The following is a 19,416-nucleotide window of genomic DNA, read 5'->3' on the forward strand; positions in this document are numbered from 1 at the left end:
GGCAGGCTGTAGTTGCAACGACGACAGACCTCCGGCAGGAAGGTGATAGGGGAATCAGGTCCCGGGTGATACCGGGGCGAATCAAAGCGTCATAAATTCGTCCTGGTTGGAATCGGTGGCGGCCGGCAGGGCTGCCGGCCATGTCCGTGGCAGCCGCAAACCACCCCATCCCGGCGCGCAACTCCAGGAACCATCACCACGACCGTGGATGCGGGACAACAACAGCTCCCTGGAGGAATCATTGGAAGCATCACGCCTCTTCAAGCGCGGCATCCTGGCCTTTTTGTCCATCGCCGCCGCCACGGGGGCCGCCGTTTATGGCGGCCATGAAGCCTTTCACCGCTTTGCCGAAAATTCCCTGGGCCTGTCGGACCGGGTGGTGGATACCCTGGGTTCGATGTGCATCGTGGTCGTTGCCTTCTGCGTCCATTACGCCATCTCCCGCCTGTTCTACCGGGACTTCCTGCTCGGCTCCCGGGTAGCGGCCGAGCATCTGCAGCAGCGCTCCCGGGAGCGTCTGGCCTGCGCCGCCGAACTGGCCGGGCGGGTGCGGGAAGTGGGGCGGGTCGGTGAGCTGACGCGGGAGCAGCTGGGCCAGCTGGTGCAGATCACCGAAGGGGCGGCGCGGGACATCATCGTCCAGTGCGAGAACCTGGACGCCACCATGGGCGACCTCAAGCAGATGGTGTCCCAGGCCGACGAGCTGAGTGCCCGCCTGACGGAAGACACGGAGGCCCGCATGGCCCACAACCGTACCGTCATCTCCCGTCTCGAGCAGTACATCGAAGAGCGGGTCAGCGAATCGGCGGAGGACCAGCAGCGCACCAGCCGGGTCATCGGCGAAACCCGGGCCCTGGGCGGCCTGGTGGAGGTGATCCGGCACATTTCCGGCCAGACCAACCTGCTGGCCCTGAATGCCGCCATCGAGGCGGCCCGGGCCGGGGAGGCGGGGCGCGGCTTCGCCGTGGTGGCCACCGAGGTGCGCAAGCTGTCGGGCGAGGTGGACCAGGCCGCCACCCAAATCCATGCCGGCATCTCGGCCATGGCCCAGAGCATCCAGTCCCAGTTCGAGCACAAGCTGGCCGGCACCCACGTGGACGCGGAGCGTACTTCCCTGCAGGCCATCACCGCCCAGCTGGAAGGGCTGGCCGAGGGCATCCAGCAGGCCATCAGCGGCGAGGCCAATTCGGTGCGCCTCATCTGCGATGGCGCCGCCATGCTGGACCAGGCCATTCTCCAGGTGATGAGCAGCATCCAGTTTCAGGACATCACCCGGCAGCAGATCGAACGCATCCAGGAGGGCATGCTGCGCATGGAGGACTACGTCCAGTCCCTGGTGCTGCAGCTCGAATCCCTGGAGTCCCTGGAGGCCTGCCACCCCCGGGAGGAACCCCTGGACCAGCTGGTGCAGGGCCTCTATGCCAGCATCACCGGCAGCAGCAAGGCGCCGGCCGGCGGCCTGGTGGAACTCTTTTGAGCCCGGCGCCGAAATCCTCGGCGCCGGCCTGCTGCGCCAATCCCCTGCTGCGCCCCGGGCACCGCCAGGCCTGGCCCCTGGTGCTGCTCTACCTGTGCGCCGGCGGCGCCTTGCTGGCCCTGCTGCAGGGCGGGGCCGGCCTCTCCGACGGCGGTGCCGCCGTGCTGGTGCTGGGGAGCAGCGCCGCCGTGCTCTACCTGCTGCTCTACCGCAGCGGCACTCCCCGGGGGCTGGCGGCCTGCCGGGATTACGTGCATCGCCTCAATCTGGCCTCCGCCGTCTTCTCCGCCGCCCGGGAGGGCATCGTGGTGACCGACCTGGAGGGCCGGGTGGAAGCGGTGAATCCGGCCTTCTGCCAGATCACCGGCTACGGCGAGGCGGAATTGCAGGGCTTCAACCTGCGCCTGCTCAAGTCGGGCCGCCAGGACGGCGCCTTCTATCGCCAGCTGTGGCGCGACCTGCTGGAGAGTGGCCACTGGCAGGGGGAAATCTGGAACCGGCGCAAGAACGGCGAAACCTATCCCCAATGGCTGACCATCAGCACGGTGCGCGACGAGGCGCACCAGCCGGTCAGCTATGTGGGCGTGTTTCTCGACCTGTCACCGATCCGGCGCTCCGAGCAGAAGCTGCTGCACCTGGCCCACCACGATCCCCTGACCGACCTGCCCAACCGCACCCTGTTCCTGGCCCGCCTGGAGCATGCCCTCAGCCTCTCGGCCCGGGAAGGCGGCAGCGGTGCCGTGCTGTTCCTCGACCTGGACCGATTCAAGGATGTCAATGACAGCCTCGGCCATCCGACCGGGGACCGCCTGCTCTGTGCCGTGGCCGAGCGCTTGCGACCCTGCCTGCGGGAGAGCGACACCCTGGCCCGCCTGGGCGGCGACGAATTCCTGCTCCTGCTGGAAACCGCGGCCACCCCGGAACGGGCCGCCGTGGTGGCGGAAAAGCTCCTGGAGCAACTGGCGGCACCGTTCCGTCTCGACGACAGGAGCGAGGTCTACGTCGGCGCCAGCATCGGCATCTGCCTTTATCCGGCGGACGGGGACAACGCCACCACCCTGATCCAGCATGCCGATTCCGCCCTCTACCAGGCCAAGGCGGCGGGGCGCCACACCTTCCGTTTCTACAGCGAAGCCCAGACCCGGCAGGCGGATGCGCGCCTGGCCCTGGAGGCGGCCCTGCGCCGGGGCCTGGAGAAGGAGGAGTTCCTGCTGTACTACCAGCCCCAGGTGGATCTTCGCACCGCCAGCCTGGAGGGGGTGGAGGCCCTGGTGCGCTGGCGCCTTCCCGGTGGCGAACTGGTGCCGCCGGCCCGCTTCATTCCCCTGGCGGAAGAAACCGGCCTGATCCTGCCCCTGGGGGAATGGGTGCTGCGCCAGGCCTGCCGCCAGATGCAGCAGTGGGTGGCGCGGGGCCTGCCGATCCGCCGGGTGGCGGTGAATCTCTCTTCCCGCCAGTTCCGCCAGGCCGACCTACTGCAGCGCATCAACGCCATCCTGGCGGAGACGGGCCTGGCGCCCCGCTACCTGGAGCTGGAAATCACCGAAAGCCTGCTTATGGACAATTCGGCCCAGGTGGACGCCAAGCTGGAAGCCCTGGAGGCCATGGGCATCCGGCTTGCCATCGACGATTTCGGCACCGGCTATTCCTCCCTTTCCTACCTCAAGCGCTTCCCCCTGCACACCCTGAAGCTGGACCGCAGCTTCATCCGGGACATTGCCGACGACCCGGTCAGTTCCAACATCGTCGCCTCCATCATCGAGCTGGGGCAGCACCTCGATATGGACATCCTGGCCGAAGGGGTGGAGACGGACCAGCAGCGTGGCATCCTGCTGCAAAACGGCTGCCGCACCTGCCAGGGCTATCTGTTTTCCCATCCCCTGCCGGCCGAGGAACTGGAGGCCCGCTGGCTGCGGGCTGCCGCCGGCCATGAAGCACGGCCCTGCAATTAGGGCGGCCAGGTAGTTGAAATCAAAGGGAGTGCCCCCATCTTCCGGTCAATCCATCGGAAAGGAGCTCCCATGCGCTTCGACAAATTCACCACCAAGTTCCAGCAGGCCCTGGCCGACGCCCAGAGCCTGGCCATCGGCGCCGACAACCAGTTCATCGACCCGGCCCACCTGCTGCTGGCCCTGCTCAACCAGGACGACGGCGGCACTGCCTCCCTGCTGGCCCGGGCCGGCGTCAACGTGCCGCCCCTGCGCACCGCCCTGGAACAGGCCATCGCCCGCCTGCCCAAGGTGGAAGGCCACGGCGGCGACGTCACCATCGGCCGCGACCTGACCAACCTGCTCAACCTCACCGACAAGGAAGCCCAGAAGCGGGGCGACCAGTTCATCGCCTCCGAGATGTTCCTGGTGGCCCTGACCGGCGACAAGGGGGAAACCTCCCGCATCGCCAAGCAATACGGCCTGGAGAAGAAGCCCCTGGAAGCCGCCATCGACGCCGTGCGCGGCGGCCAGGGCGTGGATAGCCAGGAGGCCGAAGGCCAGCGCGAATCCCTGAAGAAATACTGTGTGGACCTCACCGAGCGGGCCGCCCAGGGCAAGCTGGACCCGGTCATCGGCCGGGACGACGAAATCCGTCGCGCCATCCAGATTCTGCAGCGCCGCACCAAGAACAACCCGGTACTGATCGGCGAGCCCGGCGTTGGCAAGACCGCCATCGTCGAGGGCCTGGCCCAGCGCATCGTCAATGACGAGGTGCCGGAAACCCTGAAGGGCAAGAAGGTGCTGGTGCTGGACATGGCCGGCCTGCTGGCCGGGGCCAAGTACCGCGGCGAGTTCGAGGAGCGCCTCAAGGCCGTGCTCAACGACATCGCCAAGGCGAATGATGAAAAACTCGGCCGCATCATTCTCTTCATCGACGAAATCCACACCATGGTCGGCGCCGGCAAGGCCGAGGGCGCCATCGACGCCGGCAACATGCTGAAGCCCGCCCTGGCCCGGGGTGAGCTGCACTGCATCGGCGCCACCACCCTGGACGAATACCGCAAGTACATCGAGAAGGATGCCGCCCTGGAGCGCCGCTTCCAGAAGGTGCTGGTGGACGAGCCTTCCGTCGAAGCCACCATCGCCATCCTGCGCGGCCTGCAGGAGAAGTACGAGCTGCACCACGGCGTGGACATCACCGACCCGGCCATCGTCGCCGCGGCAGAACTCTCCCACCGCTACATCACCGACCGCTTCCTGCCGGACAAGGCCATCGACCTCATCGACGAGGCCGCCGCCCGCATCAAGATGGAAATCGACTCCAAGCCGGAAGTGATGGACAAGCTGGACCGTCGCATCATCCAGCTGAAGATCGAGCGGGAAGCGGTGAAGAAGGAGAAGGACGAAGCCTCGAAGAAGCGCTTCGGCCTGATCGAGGACGAAATCGCCAAGCTGCAGAAGGAATATTCCGACCTGGAAGAAGTGTGGAAGGCCGAGAAGGCCCAGGTCCACGGCGCCGCCCACGTCAAGGAAGAGATCGACAAGATCAAGGCCGAGATCGCCAGGCTGCAGCGCGAAGGCAAGCTGGAAAAGGTGGCCGAGCTGCAATACGGCAAGCTGCCCCAGCTCGAAGCCCAGCTCAAGGTGGCCGAGAAGGCCAGCGAAGGCGGACAGCAGCAGAACAAGCTGCTGCGCACCCAGGTGGGCGCCGAGGAAATCGCCGAAGTGGTGAGCCGGGCCACCGGCATTCCCGTCTCCAAGATGATGCAGGGCGAGCGGGACAAGCTCCTGAAAATGGAAGACCGCCTGCACCAGCGCGTGGTGGGCCAGGACGAGGCCGTGCGCCTGGTGTCGGATGCCATCCGCCGCTCCCGCGCCGGTTTGAGCGACCCCAACCGGCCCTACGGCTCCTTCCTCTTCCTCGGTCCCACCGGCGTCGGCAAGACCGAGCTGTGCAAGGCCCTGGCCGAGTTCCTCTTCGACAGCGAAGACCACCTGATCCGCATCGACATGAGCGAGTTCATGGAGAAGCACTCCGTGGCCCGCCTCATCGGCGCGCCTCCGGGCTACGTCGGCTACGAGGAAGGCGGCACCCTGACCGAAGCGGTGCGACGCAAGCCCTATAGCGTGATCCTGCTGGACGAGGTGGAAAAGGCCCACCCGGACGTCTTCAACGTGCTCCTGCAGGTGCTGGACGACGGCCGCATGACCGACGGCCAGGGCCGCACGGTGGACTTCAAGAACACCGTGATCGTCATGACCTCCAACCTGGGCAGCCAGATGATCCAGCAGATGGCAGGCGACGATTACCAGCTGATCAAGCTGGCGGTGATGGGCGAGGTGAAGAGCTACTTCCGTCCCGAGTTCATCAACCGCATCGACGAGGCCGTGGTCTTCCACAGCTTGGACGAGAAGAACATCCGCAACATCGCCCGCATCCAGCTCGGCTATCTGGAAAAGCGGGTGGCCCAGCTGGAAATGCGCCTGGAGGTGGCCGATTCCGCCCTGGACGAACTGGCCAAGGCCGGCTTCGACCCCATCTTCGGCGCCCGCCCGCTGAAGCGGGCCATCCAGCAGCACATCGAGAACCCGCTGGCCAAGCAGATTCTCGAAGGCAACTTCGGCCCCAAGGACACCATCCTGGTCAGCTGCGACGAGGGCGGGGTGATGCGCTTTGCCAAGGGTTGAGTTGCAGAACTAACGGTGGCAATACGGCAAAACGGCGGGTCCTGAGTACATCAGGCCCGCCGTTTTTCTGTGAGGGTGTGATCCGAGCCCATCACCCGCTCGATGAGGGACGCTCCCGGTTCGCCGTATCGGATCAGTGCCGGTTGGTGACGACGAAGTAGGCGAATCCGTCCGGGGTGGCGACGCAGCCTTCGTTCTGCTCGATTTTGCTGCCGACGGCGGCAGTGATGCGTTTTTTTTCCAGGCGGCCAGTGCTGCCTTTGTCCTGCCCCAGGCCGGCGTTGAGAGCGTCGCATACTTCGGGACGAATATTGGTAAGCAGGAGCAGGTCGTCGGCTGCTGCCGACCCCAGTTCTTCGCCCTGGGGGCCGCCAATGACCACATTGAATTCGCTGCGCAGATACTGCCAGGGAGCGGGTGCGGTCTGGATGCCGGAGGGAACGGGGAGCGGGACGCCACCGCTAAAGTAAACTCCATCGACCAGGGGCTGGAGATCGGTGAGGCCGGTCTTGCCGTTGAAGACACCATCGGCCTCAGCCCGGAAGAGCGTCATGGAGAACTTGGCGACATGATCCTGGAAGGCTTTGATGGTTTTGGGACTGGCCTGGGAAGAGGCACTGCCTCCTTCGCTGTCGGCAGCTTTCTGGCATGCCGAGGTTCCCAGACAGGCGGCAATGATGATGGCAGTGGCAAGGCGTTGGTAATGCATGGCTAGTCCTTCGGCGTGAAGTTTGGCTGCGTGTGCGGTTGATCGTCAGTATTGCGGCTGGCCGCCATTGTACTGACCCGTTACCTGCTGGGCTGGGCATTGGTGATGTTCAATGGAGCGGATAGGGCGGGGGCTTATCAAGGGCGCCGAGTTTTTTTAAACTGCCCGTCCCTGGCCCTCTTGTCCGGTTGCCAACCCACGGTGGACAACGGAGGTGGTGCGGCGGGGGCCATTTCCATCCATTTTTTGCTTGTGCCGGCCCGGGCGGGCCGGGAGAACGACATGCCCCAGATCAGCATTCGCACCGAGGACGACCGGGTTTTCTACGACATGGCGGGGAACGACCATCCCTGCGTCGGCTGCGGCTGTTGCTGCAAGTTCTTTCGCGTTTCCTTCTACCACGGGGAGCTGGATACCCAGCCCGGCGGCTATGTGCCGGAAGCCCTGACGTCGTCCCTGACGCCTTTCCGCGCCTGCATGAAGGGCACGGAGTCGGGGGAGGGGCGCTGCATCGCCCTGCAGGCGGACAATCGCTGCGGTATCTACGACAACCGGCCTTCGGTGTGCCGGGAGTTTCCAGCCCTGCTGGAGGACGGCAGCCTCAATCCGGAATGCGTGCGCCTGAAGCGCCTCTTCAGCCTGCCCATTCCCGGGGAAGCGCCGGGTCCGGCCGGGGACGACACACAGCGGGCTGCCTAGCCCGCTTTTTTTTTGCGCCGGATTTTCCCCCCGGGCATGCCCGGGGAGGCAGATGGGGCGGCCATTGCGGCCGACCCATGCCGGAGATGGGCGTGCTTGCTTGATCCTGGGGCAGGGTGCCGGGGGGCAACCGGCCCGGCGGTATTTCAGTGGGCCGGGTCCCGCAGCTCGGGCACGGCGCGGCGGGCCTCCCGCAGGCAGCGCAGGGCGGTGTCGAAGTCGATGCTGTCGATGGCCTCGTCGCAGGCCCGGGCGCCGGGGCCGAGGGCGGCGTGGAGCAGGGGGGTGTAGCGCTTCCACAGGGTCTGGGCCTGGAAGTTGTCGGCGGCGAGGAGGGCTTCCAGTTCGGCCAGCACGTGGCGCACCCGCTGCCAGTCGCCGGCGCCGAGAACCCCCGGGTTCTCGTCCACCGCCCCCAGGGGCAGGGTGAACCAGAAGGTGCTGCCGTCGCCCGGGGCGGAGGTGCAGCCGATCTCGCCCAGCATCAGGGCCACCAGGCGCTTGCACAGGGCCAGGCCGAGGCCGGCGCCGCCATAGAGGCGGGTGCTGGAATTGTCGCCCTGGTTGAAGATCTGGAAGAGGTTGTCCCGCAGTTCGGGGGCGACGCCGATCCCCTGGTCGCTGACCTCGAAACGCACCCGCACGTTGCCGTCGTCGCTGGGCACCCGGTGGGCCCGCAGGATCACCGGCCCCTGTTCGGAGAACTTGATGGCGTTGTCGAGCAGGCCGTTGAGCACCTGGCGGATGCGCTCCGGGTCGCCGTGCAGGCGGGCCGGCAGGGCCGGGTCGCTCACCACCTGGACGCCGATGCCCTTGGCCGCCGCCGCTTCGGCCAGGCCCTGGCGGGCCTCCTCCAGCAGCTCGGCCAGGCCGAAGTCGCGCAGGGCCAGGGTGATCTTGCCGCTCTCGATGCTGGAGACGTCGAGGATGGAGTTGATCAGTTCCAGGAGGCGCTGGGAGGCCTGTTCCACCTTGTGCAGATGGTCCTGGCCCCGGGGGCCCTGGACTTCCCGCTGCAGGATGGTGGTGAAGCCCATGATGTGGTTGAGGGGGGTGCGCAGTTCGTGGCTCATCTTGGCCAGGAAGGTGCTCTTGGCCCGGTTCGCCGCCTCCGCCTCGTCGGCCCGCTCCGCCAGTTCCGTGGCCAGGCGGGTGCGTTCCTCCAGCAGGGTCTCCAGCTCGGTGCCGATGCGTTTGCGCACCGCCAGGTCGGCCCGCAGGCGCTCGGCGGAGCGGTACATGAGCCAGGCGGCCAGGCCGATGGCCAGCACCGCCAGGGCCGCCAGGCCGCCCAGGATCAGGCTGTGCTCCTGCCAGCCGCCCAGGTAGTCCCGGCTGGCCATGCCGACGATGACGTAGAAGGGGTAGGACTCCAGGCGGCGGTAGGCATTGTTGCGTTCGACGCCGTCCAGGCTGGTGCGGGCCAGGTACTGGCCGTCCGTCGGGTGCCGGCGCAGCATGTCCAGCAGTTCCTGGGAAACCTCCCGGCTGCCGACGGCGTTGCGGGTGCTCGGATAGCGGTGCACCAGGGCCAGGTCGGCGGTGCGGATGGAAGCCGCGCCCTGGGGACCGAGGCTGACGGAGGCGAGGATGCGCTCGAAATGCACGGTGGGGATGGCGGCATAGACCACGCCGGCGAAGGTGCCGTCCGGGGCCTCGATGCGGCGGGAGGGGGTGACCACCCATTGCTTGGCAATGCGCCCCATGAGGGGGCCGGCAATGATCAGTTCGCTGGCGCTGCCGTCCCGGGCCCGCAGGAAGTACTCCCGGTCCCCCAGGTTGACCGGGCCGCCGCCGGGAATGCCGGCACCGTAGCGCACCACGCCGTCCCGGTCGATGATGCGCAGGCTGATGATCTCGGGCACCAGGGCCTGCTGCCGTTCCAGATAGAGCTTCAGTTCCAGGGGCCGCACCTTGCCGCCGGCCAGCTGCTCCTGGTACTGGGCCACCGTCGATTGCAGCACCACGTCGATCTTGTCGAAGACGCTGCTCAGGTGCAGGTCCAGCATGTGGGAGACGTTCTGGGTCGCCACCTCGGCCCGCTCCCGATAGCGGATGCGCTCCTCCCAGATGGCCATGGCGGCCAGGGACACCACCAGGGTGGCGATGATCAGGGCCACCAGGGCATGGGGCAGCCAGCGCGGCATGTCGGCGCCCGGGGCCTCGACGGCGGAAATCTTGGCTGGAGCATTCATGGCTGGTGGGGTCCCGGTGAGTGACGCGGTGGCTGATGACGTCGGTTTATTCTGGGGCCTGGATGCCTTCCGAACAAGAGGCGGGGAGGGGCGGTGCCAGGTGGCGCCGATGCCCCAGCCCCGATGGCGGCGGGAGTCGGCCCCCGGGCGGCGCTTGCATCTTGCTATATATTTGAGAATAATTCGCATCTAGCCAGCAGTGAGTGCCTTACTCCGCGCCAGCCACGTTTTCCGTCCACCTGGCTTTCCCGCGGAGTTCCTGCATGCACGTCGCTTCTTCGACCGAGTCCCTCGACCATCTCTACCGGTCCCACCACGGCTGGCTGTTCGGCTGGCTGAGAAAGAAGACGGGCTGCCGCGACCACGCCGCCGACCTGGCCCAGGACACCTTCCTCAAGCTGCTGGCCCTGCCGGAAATGCCGGCCCTGCGGGAGCCCCGCGCCTACCTGCTGGTGACGGCCAACCGCCTGCTGATCAACCTGCACCAGCGCTCCCGGGTGGAGCGGGAAACCCTGCAGGCCCTGGTCCTGCTCCTGGAGCCGGACAGCGAACCCAGTCCCGAACACATCGTCACCATGCGCCAGCTGCTGCGCCAGGTGCTGCTCATGCTCTCCGAGGAACTGGAGGAAAAGCCGCGCCGCGCCTTCCTCCTGGCCCGGCTGGAAGGCCTTTCCTACGCCGCTATCGCCGCCGAGCTGCAGGTCTCCGAAAGCAGCGTCAAGCAGTATCTGGCCAAGGCCCTGGCCCATTGCCACGGGAGGCTCTATGGCCACCTGTGAGCGGGAGGAACTGGCCGCCATCCGGGGGGCCGCGGCTGCCTGGGTGGTACGCCTGGCCGACGAACTGGAGGAGACGGGGGAGGGTGATGCCGGCGGCGAGGCGCAGCGGGACTTCCAGGCCTGGCTGCGGGCCGACCCCCGCCACCAGGAGACCTTCCGCCAGATCCGCCTGATGTGGGACGCCCTGGAACAGCCCCGGCCCCGGGCCGCCCCGGCCCGCCGGCCGCTGCTGCTGGGGGCCGCCTCCCTGCTCGGCCTCTGTCTGCTGTTCCTTGGTCACGGCCAGCACTGGCTGGCGGACGAGCGCAGCGGCATCGGCGAGGTGCGGCAGCTGACTCTGACGGACGGCTCCCGCCTGACCCTGGACAGCGGTTCCGCCGTGGATCTGGATTTTTCCGGCACGGAGCGCCGGGTGCGCCTCCTGGCCGGTCGGGTCCTGGCCCAGGTGGCCCACGACCCGGCGGGCCGCCCCTTCCGGGTGGTGAGCGAGGAGGGCACGGCCCAGGCCCTGGGTACCCGCTATGTGGTGGATCGCAGCGGCGACGGCACCCTGGTCAGCGTCATCGAATCCTCCGTCGCCGTGCGGGCCGCCCGGGGCGGCGCCAGCGTCACCCTGGGGCCGGGCCAGGCCCTGCGCCTGGGACCGGGCGGCACGGCCGAGCCCCTGGCGGCGGCACCGGCGGCCGACAGCTGGGAGCGGCACCGCCTGATCTTCGACAACGCTCCCCTGGACGAGGTCCTGGCCCAGCTCAACCGCTATTTCCCCGGCCACCTGCACGCCAGCGGCGACGATCTGGCCCGCCTGCGCTTTACCGGCGCCCTGCCGGCGGACGATGTGGACAAGGCCCTGCGCCTGCTGGCCGAGGTGCTGCCCCTGCGGGTGGAGCGCCACTCCCGCTGGCTGATCCGGGTCCGTACCTGAAAATTTTTCAAAATATTTTGCCCGGGGACTGCCCGATTCCGTTTCTCGCCGGTCATGGAAAGTGAAAGCCACTTTTTTCGACCGTCTTTTCAGGAGTCTGCATGTCCCAACCAGCCCAGCGCCCCGGCCGCCGACAGGCCCGGCCCGCCTTCCGTCTCACCGCCCTGGCCCTCGCCCTCTGCTGTGCCGGGCCCCTGTGGGCCGATCCGGCCGCCGGCAAGGCCGGCATCCACCTGCAACAGCCGGCCCAGCCCCTGGGCCAGGCCCTGTCCCAGCTGGCGGCCAAGACCGGCCTGCTGCTGGGGGTGGATGCCAGCCTGGTGGCCGGCAAGACCGCCCCGGCCCTGGACGGCTGGTTCGCTCCCGATGCGGCCCTGGTCAAGCTCCTCGCCGGCAGCGGCCTGGAAGCCGTGCCCGGCAGCGACGGCACCTACACCCTGCGCCGCCTGCCGGCCCGCAGCGAGGCCGCCCTGCCGGAAGTGAAGGTCACCGCCAGCGGCGATTATCTCTCCCTGCCGACCCCCTACGCCGGCGGCCAGGTGGCCCGGGGCGCCCGCCTGGGCATGCTGGGCAACCGGGACGTGATGGACACGCCCTTCAACATCACCGCCTATACCGCCGACGTGGTGGAAAACCAGCAGGCCCGCACCGTGGCCGACGTGCTGGCCAACGAGCCCTCCGCCCGTTACACCGTTTCCGCCGGCCACCTCTACGAGAACTTCCGCCTGCGGGGCTTCGACGTTTTCGCCGGCGACCTGTCGGTGAACGGCCTCTTCGGCATGACGCCCCAGGGCCACGTGCCGGTGGAGTTCCTGGAGCGGGTGGAAGTGCTGAAGGGCCCCGGCGCCATGTTTACCGGCATGCCTCCCGGCGGCGGTGTCGGCGGCGTGGTGAACCTGGTGACCAAGCGGGCGGCGGACGATCCCCTGACCCGGGTGACCGTGGACTACACCTCCGATTCCCAGATCGGCACCCATCTGGACCTGGGCCGCCGCTTCGGCCCCACCAAGCAGATCGGCCTGCGGGTCAATGCAGCCCACCGGGAAGGGGACACCACCACCGACGGCCAGCAAAAGAAGCGGGACTTCCTCTCTGTTGGCGCCGATTACCGGGGCGAGGCCCTGGTGCTGTCCGGCGACTTTTACTACAGCAAGGAGGAAATGAAGGGCGGCACGCCGGCCTCCGCCTACTGGTTCGCCGATTCCCTGCCGTCCCCCCTCAGCGCTCCCGATGCCAAGCAGAACCTGTTCCCCGGCGCCTACGGCACCCTGGAGAATATGGGCCTGATGCTGCGGGCCGACTACGAGATCAACGACAAGCTTTCCGTCTACGGCTCCCTGGGCACCCAGCATTACGACTACTGGGGTTTCATCAACGGTACCCACGCCCGCAACATCCAGGCCAACGGCAATTTCACCGGGGTACTCACCGGCCAGTACGGCTTCAGCGATTCCGTCGCCTCCGAGATCGGCCTCAAGGGCCGCTTCAAGACCGGCGACGTGGGCCACGACGTGGTGGTGAGCACCTCCGGCCTGCTGCAGGAAAGCGGTTCCCTGACCAAGTCCGGCACCAGCTTCGCCTCCAACATCTACAACCCGGCGGCGGCCAACGTCGGCACCTTGCCCGGCAGCGCGCGCAAGACCGGCGAAACCACCCTGACCAGCCTGGCCATTGCCGACACCCTCTCCTTTCTCGACGAGAAGGTGCTGCTGACCCTGGGCCTGCGGGACCAGCGGGTGCGCACCCGCAACTTCAACGGCACCACCGGGGTGCAGACCTCCAGTTACGACAAGAGCGCCGTGACGCCCTCCGTCGGCCTGATGGTGAAGCCCTGGGCGGCACCGGTGTCCCTCTACGGCAACTACATCGAAGGCCTGAGCAAGGGCGACACGGTCACCGACGTCACCGCCACCAACTACGGTCATACCTTCGCCCCCTACAAGACCGAGCAGAAGGAAGTGGGGGTGAAGTGGGAAGCGGGCAAGTTTGCCAACACCGTCTCCCTCTTCGAGCTGACCAAGCCGGGCATGATGAAGGTGGGCAATGCCTACACCGACGGCCAGGAACGCCGCCACCGCGGCATCGAGTGGAACACCTTCGGCGAGGTGAGCCGCAATGTGCGCCTGCTGGGCGGAGCCACCTATACCAAGGCGGAGCTGACCCGCACCCAGAACGGCACCTATGACGGCAACACCGCCATCGGCGTACCCGAGTGGCAGGCCACCCTGGGCTCCGAATGGGATACGCCCTGGGTGAACGGCCTGACCCTGACCGGCCGCCTGACCTACAACGGCAAGTTCTACCTGAACGCAGCCAACACCCACCAGCTGCCGGCCTGGACCATCCTGGACCTGGGCGCCCGCTACACGACCCGGGTGGCCGAGCAGAAGGTGGTGTTCCGCGCCAACGTGAACAACGTCTTCGACAAGAACTACTTCTCCGGCAGCTTCTCCGACAGCTATTCCATGGCCACCATCGGCGCGCCACGCAGCGTCAGCCTGTCGGCCTCGGTGGACTTCTGAGTCCGTTCCTCCCGCCCCCGGGCCGTGGCAATGGCCGGGGGCTCTTTTTTTCGAGGCATCCATGCAATCTATGAGCTTGTTGTCCCTGCGCCTGGGCCGCGGTCTCCTCCTGGGCCTGCTGCTGGCGCCCCTGCTGCCCCTGGGCGGCAGCCCGGCCCTGGCTCGCGACGAGACCGCCTGGCGTCCGGTGGAACTGCCCCAGTCCCTGCAGCGGGACGTGACGTCCCGCCATACCGGCCGTACCTACCGGATTTTCGTCGCCAAGCCGGCCGGGGCCGCCCCTGCCGCCGGCTTCCCGGTGCTCTACGCCCTGGACGGCAATACGGCCTTTCCCACCCTGTCTGTGGTGGCCCGGCGCATGGCCGAGCGTGCCGCCGTCACCGGCGTGCCGCCCACCCTGGTGGTGGCCATCGGCTATCCGGGGTCCGCCGACGAGGCGGTGACGGCCCGGGCCGACGACTACACGCCGCCGCTGCCGCCCGGCCGGCCCAAATCCGAGCGGGGCGGCGAGCGTCAGGGTGGCGCCGACCGCTTCCTGGCCTTCATCGAGGAGGAGCTGAAGCCCCTCATCGCCGCCGAGTTCCCGGTGGATCCGGCGCGCCAGGGCCTGTTCGGCCATTCCTACGGCGGCCTGTTCGCCCTGCACGTGCTGTTCACCCGGCCCCAGGCCTTCCACACCTACGTCGCCGCCAGTCCCTCGGTCTGGTACGGCGATCGCTACCTGCGCCTGGAGCGGGAGCAACTGGCCGCCGGCGCCCGCCGCCAGGCCCAGGTGCTGATCACCGTCGGCGCCCGGGAGGACGATCCGCCCAGCGACAACCCGGATTCGCCCCGGGCCCGCCTCCTGGCCAGCCGGCCCATGGTCACCGACGCCCGGGAGATGGGCCTGTGGCTGGCCGGCGGCGCCCGCCTGGCCGGGCCGGTGCGCTACGAGGTGCTGGCTGGGGAGAACCACGGCTCGGTGATCCTGCCCTCCCTGACCCGGGCCCTGGCCTTCCTCGGCGATCCCGAGGCCATGGCGCCCTGAGGCCGCCCATTGCCGTGTTCGCCCTTTCCTTCGCCAACCGGGGCCCCTGGCCCCTTTTCGGATGCATTGCCATGCGTATCTACCAATCCTGGACCCAGGTCCTGAGCCGCGTTCTGGCGGCCGGCCTGGGGGGCTACGCGGCCGCCTGGGCCCTGGTCTTCGCCCTGGGGGTGTGGCTGCCCCTGGCCCGGGTCAGCCTGTGGTTCCTCATGGGCCAGATCCTGCCCGTCCCCCTGCTGCTGGCCCTGCTGTGGGCCTTTGCCGCCTCCAGCGCCGCCCGGGCCTGGGGCTGGCTGCTGGCCCTGGCGGCCCTGCTGGCCGGCCTCGGCTACCTGGGAAAGGTGCTGTCATGAAGGCCCCCACGTTCACCCAGTCCATGTCCTGGCTGCACACCTGGAGCGGTCTCCTCTTCGGCTGGCTGCTGGTGCCCATATTCTTCACCGGCACCCTGGCCGTGTTCGAGCCGGAGATCAGCCACTGGATGCGCCCGGAAATCCGCCATGCCCCGGCCGAGCCGGCCCGGGCCCTGGCGGTGGCCGAGGCGCGCCTGCGTCAGGTGGGGGAGGGGGCGCCCATCTGGCGCGTGCAGATGCCCTCGTCCCGCCAGCCGGCGGTGGGCATCGTCTGGGGCAACCGGGAGCAGACCCGGGAGGAAGTCCTGCATCCGGTAAGCGGCGAGGTGCTGCCGGTGCGGGCCACGGAAGGGGGCCATTTCTTCACCCACTTCCACGCCGAACTGGATGCGGGCAAGGTGGGGCGGGCCATCGTCTGCCTGGTGGGGCTGGTGATGCTGGCGGCCCTGATCAACGGCATCGTGGTGCACAAGAAAATCTTCCAGGACTTCTTCACCTTCCGCCCCCAGTCTTCGGCCCAGCGCAGCTGGCTGGACGCCCACAACGTCCTCGGCGTCCTCGGCCTGCCCTTTCTCCTGCTCATCACCTATACCGGCGTGGTGATCCTGGTGGACAGCTACCTGCCCGCCGCCACCTACCATTTCTACGACGGCAAGGCCGGCGGCCCCCGGGGCGACGTGGTGCGCAGCTTCGAGCGCCGGCCGGCCGGCGTGGCGGCGCCCCTGCCGTCCCTGGCGCCCCTGCTGCAGGAGGCGGAGACGGTCCTGGGCGCCGGCCATGTGGGCTGGATCGGCATCCGCGCCCCCGGCGACCGGGAGGCCACGGTGCAGTTCATGCGCCATCTGGACGACCGCCTCGGCGCCGTGGCCGACCACATCACCTTCGCCGCGGTGAGCGGCTGGGAACTGGGGCGGCAGACCGAGTGGAACCCGGTGGCCTACGCCTTCCGCACCCAGGTGGGGTTGCACCTGGTCCATTTCGGTGGCTATCCGGCCCAGTGGCTGTATTTCCTTTCCGGTCTGGCCGGCACCGCCATGATGGCGGTGGGGCTGGTGCTGTTCACCATCAAGCGGCGCAAGCGTCCCGGCCATGAATTCGGGGCCGCCACGGCCCGGGTCTATGGCGCCATCGAAAGCCTCAACGTGGCCACCGTGGCCGGGGTGATGCTGGCCAGCGCCGCCTTCCTCTGGGCCAACCGGCTGCTGCCGGCGGACCTGGCGGAGCGGGCGGCCTGGGAGATCGGTGCCTTCTTCGCCGTGTGGGCCCTGACCCTGGTCCATGCCGGCCTGCGTCCCCCCGGCGCGGCCTGGCGCGGGCAGCTCTACGCCGCCGGCCTGGCCTGGGCCCTGCTTCCCCTGTGCGACGTGGCCGGCGCCCCGGGGCTGCTGGATGCCATGCGCCTGGGAGTGGACCTGACCGCCCTCGTCGGCGGCCTGGCCCTGGTCTATCTGGGATGGCGGGTGAGCCGCCGTTTTGCCGCTGCAGCGGCCAAGGAGGCAGCATGAACATTTCCTGGTTGCACGCCGCCGCCAGTCTCGGCCTAGCCTATCTGGGCATGCTGGGCCTGTGCCTGGGCATGGCCCGCCACTACCGGCAGCGCTACCACCATCCCCTGACGCTGGGGCGGGGCCAGGTCCTGCGCCTGGCCGGCTGGAGCGGCTGCCTGCTGGCCCTGGCGCCCTGCCTTGCGGGCTGGGGCGGGGCCCAGGGCGTGGTGCTGTGGATCGGCCTGCTCTCCGCTGCCGCTACCGGCCTGGTGTTCCTGCTGGCCTGGCGGCCGCCCTGGTGCACCCGGGGCGGCGCCCTGGCCGTGCTGACGGTGCTGGCCTGGCTGGGGAGCCTGGCGTCCGGAGGGTAATAAAAAGTGCTTGCAATTAAATAGCGCACTATTTAATATGAGCGCCATGGATGACAAGCCCAACAACGCCACCCCGCCAAGCCCGGCCTCCCTGCTGCTGCAGAACCAGTTCTGCTTCAGCCTGTATGCCACCACCCTGGCCATGCAGAAGGTCTATCGCAAGGTGCTGGGCCCCCTGGGTCTGACCTATCCCCAGTACCTGGTGATGCTGGTGCTGTGGGAGCGGGACGGCCTCACCGTGTCCGAGATCGGCGAGCCCCTGGGCCTGGATTCGGCCACCCTGACGCCCCTCTTGAAGCGCCTGGAGACGGCGGGCCTGCTCAGCCGCAGCCGGGCCGCCAGCGACGAGCGCCAGGTGGTGGTGAGCCTGAGCCAGGCGGGGCGGGATCTGCGCCGCCAGGCCGAGGCCGTGCCTGCCGCCATGCTCTGCGCCGCCGCCTGTTCCACCGACGAGCTGGGCCGGCTCAAGGGCGAACTGGACGACCTGCGCCGGCGGCTGCAGGCCTATGGTTGAAGGTTGGCTAGGCGTAAAGCGCCGGCACAAGAGGGCCTCGCGGCCCTTTTCTTCCAGTAAATATATAGCGCACGATTAAATAGCGATATTTGATGATTTTCATGGGCGGCGATGCGCCCGGACCGTTCCGAAGTCGTCGCAGGCAGTTCCCACTTTTCTAGGAGAAAGACCATGTCGATCGAAAAAGTGCTGTACCGGGCCCAGGCCCAAGTCACCGGCGGCCGTGATGGCCGCGCTGTCGGCGCCGACGGCCATCTGGAGGTGTCCCTGAGCACGCCCAAGGAACTGGGCGGGGCCGGCGGTGCCGGCACCAATCCGGAGCAGCTTTTCGCCGCCGGCTATTCGGCCTGCTTCATGGGCGCCATGAAATTCGTCGCCGCCCGGGACAAGATCGCCTTCCCGGCCCAGGCCAGCATCGAGGGCCTGGTGGGCATCGGCGTCATCCCCGCCGGTTTTGGCATCGAGGTGGAACTGCGCATCGCCCTGCCGGGCCTGGAGCGGCAGGCGGCCGAGGAACTGGTGGCCAAGGCCCATCAGGTGTGCCCCTATTCCAACGCCACCCGGGGCAATATCGACGTCACCCTGACCCTGGTCTGAGGGTCTCGCGGGGCGGCGTTGCCGCCGCAGCAAAGCAGCCGCCGCGGCCTGGCCGTCGGCGGCTTTTTCATGAACAGTTGGGTGGGGTGGCCGGAGAGGCTCGCGGATAGGCGATCTCCGGCATGGCATGGCTGGGAAGTCCGCCGCATGCGGCTTCCAGGGGATGGGGGAATGGGGTGCCGCCGCCATGTTGCGGGCGGCTGGAAAGTCGTCAGAACTGCAGGGCGCCGGTGAGGGAGCCCACTTCTTCCGCCGCTTCGGCCAGGATGCCGCTCAGTGTTTCCTCCCCCAGCACCATGTCCAGATTGGCGCCGGCGCCCATGTCGGCACCGCCCGGGGCTGCGCCGCGGCTGTTGAAGCGGTGCAGGGGCGAGGGCACGGGGCACAGTTCCTCGGCCAGCAGCAGGGTGTCGCCGAGGGAGTGGGGCGGGATGGCGAGGAAGCCGTCCCAATAGGCTTCGATGGCTTCCAGTACCGGCGCCGGCACTTCCAGCACCTGCAGCACGGCCCGGCCCAGGATCATTTCGCCGCCTTCCATCCAGGCGTCGAAATCCCCGTCCAGCAGGCCGGGCTGGCGCTTGGCCTGGGACAGCAGGTAGAAGCCGCCGACCTCGTGCACGATGCCGGCGAACATGGCCGTTTCCCCATCCACCTTGGTCACCCGGCGGGCGATGACGTGGGCCAGGGCGGCCACATGGGCCGTGTGTTGCCACAGTTGGGCGGCCATGGCCTGCAAGGCGGGATCGCTGGGGCTGCCGGACAGCTGGCGGGTGATGAGGGCCATGGCCAGGGCGCGCACGGTGCGAAAGCCCAGGCGGGCGACGGCGGTGCGCACGTCGGTGACGGGATTGCCGGCACGGTTGTAGGTGACCGAGTTGGCCATGGCCACCACCCGGGCCGCCAGCAGGGGCTCGGCCTGCACCAGATGGGCGGCGGCTTCGATGTGGCACTCTGGATCGTCCAGGGCCTGCCGCACCTTGATGGCCACCTGGGCGCTGGTGGGAAAGGCGAGTTCGCCGTGGCCGACCCCGGCCGCCAGGGTGTTGAAGACTTCGAGCTTGTTCATGGCCCAGCATCATACCCCTGTGCCACGGGGCGTCCAGCCGCTGCGTCAAGAAGGGCCAATGCAAAACGGCGGCCCTGGG

16 protein-coding genes are annotated in these 19,416 nt (G+C 68.2%); 13 read left to right on the forward strand and 3 right to left on the reverse strand.

Features of this window, described 5'->3' with window-relative positions:
* Nucleotides 1-241: 241 nt before the first annotated feature.
* From OEL49_RS05270 to clpB, 3 genes are all read left to right on the forward strand, one after another.
* A complete protein-coding gene (locus OEL49_RS05270; RefSeq protein WP_274412993.1) occupies nucleotides 242-1,477 on the forward strand; it encodes a methyl-accepting chemotaxis protein in 1,236 nt (411 codons plus the stop codon).
* Nucleotides 1,474-3,429: a putative bifunctional diguanylate cyclase/phosphodiesterase gene (locus tag OEL49_RS05275; protein ID WP_287874149.1), complete on the forward strand. Its 1,956-nt coding sequence runs from the start codon at nucleotides 1,474-1,476 to the stop codon at nucleotides 3,427-3,429. Before OEL49_RS05270 ends, OEL49_RS05275 begins: the two co-directional genes overlap by 4 nt.
* Nucleotides 3,430-3,498: 69 nt before the next feature.
* On the forward strand, nucleotides 3,499-6,096 hold the full coding sequence (gene clpB / locus OEL49_RS05280) for an ATP-dependent chaperone ClpB (RefSeq protein ID WP_287874150.1): 2,598 nt from the start codon (nucleotides 3,499-3,501) through the stop codon (nucleotides 6,094-6,096).
* A gap of 133 nt (nucleotides 6,097-6,229) precedes the next feature.
* Here the strand turns inward: clpB and OEL49_RS05285 are convergent, their stop codons facing one another.
* On the reverse strand, nucleotides 6,230-6,805 hold the full coding sequence (locus OEL49_RS05285) for a hypothetical protein (RefSeq protein ID WP_014237222.1): 576 nt from the start codon (nucleotides 6,803-6,805) through the stop codon (nucleotides 6,230-6,232).
* A 282-nt stretch (nucleotides 6,806-7,087) separates the two neighbouring features.
* Here OEL49_RS05285 and OEL49_RS05290 point away from each other — a divergent pair, with 282 nt between their 5' ends.
* Nucleotides 7,088-7,504, forward strand: coding sequence for a YkgJ family cysteine cluster protein (locus tag OEL49_RS05290; RefSeq protein WP_014237223.1), 417 nt, complete (start codon nucleotides 7,088-7,090; stop codon nucleotides 7,502-7,504).
* Nucleotides 7,505-7,650: 146 nt separating this feature from the next.
* Here the strand turns inward: OEL49_RS05290 and OEL49_RS05295 are convergent, their stop codons facing one another.
* Entirely contained in the window at nucleotides 7,651-9,699 is a 2,049-nt protein-coding gene (locus tag OEL49_RS05295) for a sensor histidine kinase (protein WP_287874151.1), read from the reverse strand.
* Nucleotides 9,700-9,962: 263 nt separating this feature from the next.
* On the opposite strand from OEL49_RS05295, the gene OEL49_RS05300 reads away from it, so the two are divergent.
* The 9 genes from OEL49_RS05300 to OEL49_RS05340 all read left to right on the forward strand — a co-directional run bounded on the left by OEL49_RS05300 (nucleotide 9,963) and on the right by OEL49_RS05340 (nucleotide 18,271).
* Nucleotides 9,963-10,478: a sigma-70 family RNA polymerase sigma factor gene (locus OEL49_RS05300; RefSeq protein WP_287874152.1), complete on the forward strand. Its 516-nt coding sequence runs from the start codon at nucleotides 9,963-9,965 to the stop codon at nucleotides 10,476-10,478.
* On the forward strand, nucleotides 10,465-11,400 hold the full coding sequence (locus tag OEL49_RS05305; RefSeq protein WP_287874153.1) for a FecR family protein: 936 nt from the start codon (nucleotides 10,465-10,467) through the stop codon (nucleotides 11,398-11,400). The genes OEL49_RS05300 and OEL49_RS05305 overlap by 14 nt, the downstream gene beginning before the upstream one ends.
* 101 nt (nucleotides 11,401-11,501) lie before the next feature.
* The gene (locus OEL49_RS05310) at nucleotides 11,502-13,922 is read left to right on the forward strand and encodes a TonB-dependent receptor (RefSeq protein WP_287874154.1); all 2,421 of its coding nucleotides are present in this window, start codon (nucleotides 11,502-11,504) and stop codon (nucleotides 13,920-13,922) included.
* Nucleotides 13,923-13,983: 61 nt separating this feature from the next.
* Entirely contained in the window at nucleotides 13,984-14,949 is a 966-nt protein-coding gene (locus OEL49_RS05315; protein WP_014237228.1) for an alpha/beta hydrolase, read from the forward strand.
* A gap of 71 nt (nucleotides 14,950-15,020) precedes the next feature.
* Nucleotides 15,021-15,302 carry an iron transporter gene (locus tag OEL49_RS05320; RefSeq protein ID WP_165397437.1) on the forward strand — a complete coding sequence of 94 codons (282 nt, stop codon included), beginning with the start codon at nucleotides 15,021-15,023 and terminating at the stop codon, nucleotides 15,300-15,302.
* Complete coding sequence (locus OEL49_RS05325; protein WP_287874155.1) at nucleotides 15,299-16,807, forward strand: PepSY-associated TM helix domain-containing protein; 1,509 nt, start codon at nucleotides 15,299-15,301, stop codon at nucleotides 16,805-16,807. The genes OEL49_RS05320 and OEL49_RS05325 overlap by 4 nt, the downstream gene beginning before the upstream one ends.
* Complete coding sequence (locus tag OEL49_RS05330; protein WP_287874156.1) at nucleotides 16,804-17,160, forward strand: DUF3325 domain-containing protein; 357 nt, start codon at nucleotides 16,804-16,806, stop codon at nucleotides 17,158-17,160. Before OEL49_RS05325 ends, OEL49_RS05330 begins: the two co-directional genes overlap by 4 nt.
* A gap of 37 nt (nucleotides 17,161-17,197) precedes the next feature.
* Nucleotides 17,198-17,674: a MarR family winged helix-turn-helix transcriptional regulator gene (locus OEL49_RS05335; RefSeq protein ID WP_014237232.1), complete on the forward strand. Its 477-nt coding sequence runs from the start codon at nucleotides 17,198-17,200 to the stop codon at nucleotides 17,672-17,674.
* 171 nt (nucleotides 17,675-17,845) lie between these two features.
* Entirely contained in the window at nucleotides 17,846-18,271 is a 426-nt protein-coding gene (locus OEL49_RS05340; RefSeq protein WP_205230230.1) for an organic hydroperoxide resistance protein, read from the forward strand.
* A 211-nt stretch (nucleotides 18,272-18,482) separates the two neighbouring features.
* On the opposite strand, the gene OEL49_RS05345 is transcribed toward OEL49_RS05340, so the two are convergent.
* Entirely contained in the window at nucleotides 18,483-19,337 is an 855-nt protein-coding gene (locus tag OEL49_RS05345; RefSeq protein WP_287874157.1) for an HDOD domain-containing protein, read from the reverse strand.
* Nucleotides 19,338-19,416 lie beyond the last annotated feature (79 nt).

The sequence above is a fragment of the Azospira sp. genome, from assembly GCF_030247495.1.
GTDB lineage: Bacteria > Pseudomonadota > Gammaproteobacteria > Burkholderiales > Rhodocyclaceae > Azospira > Azospira oryzae.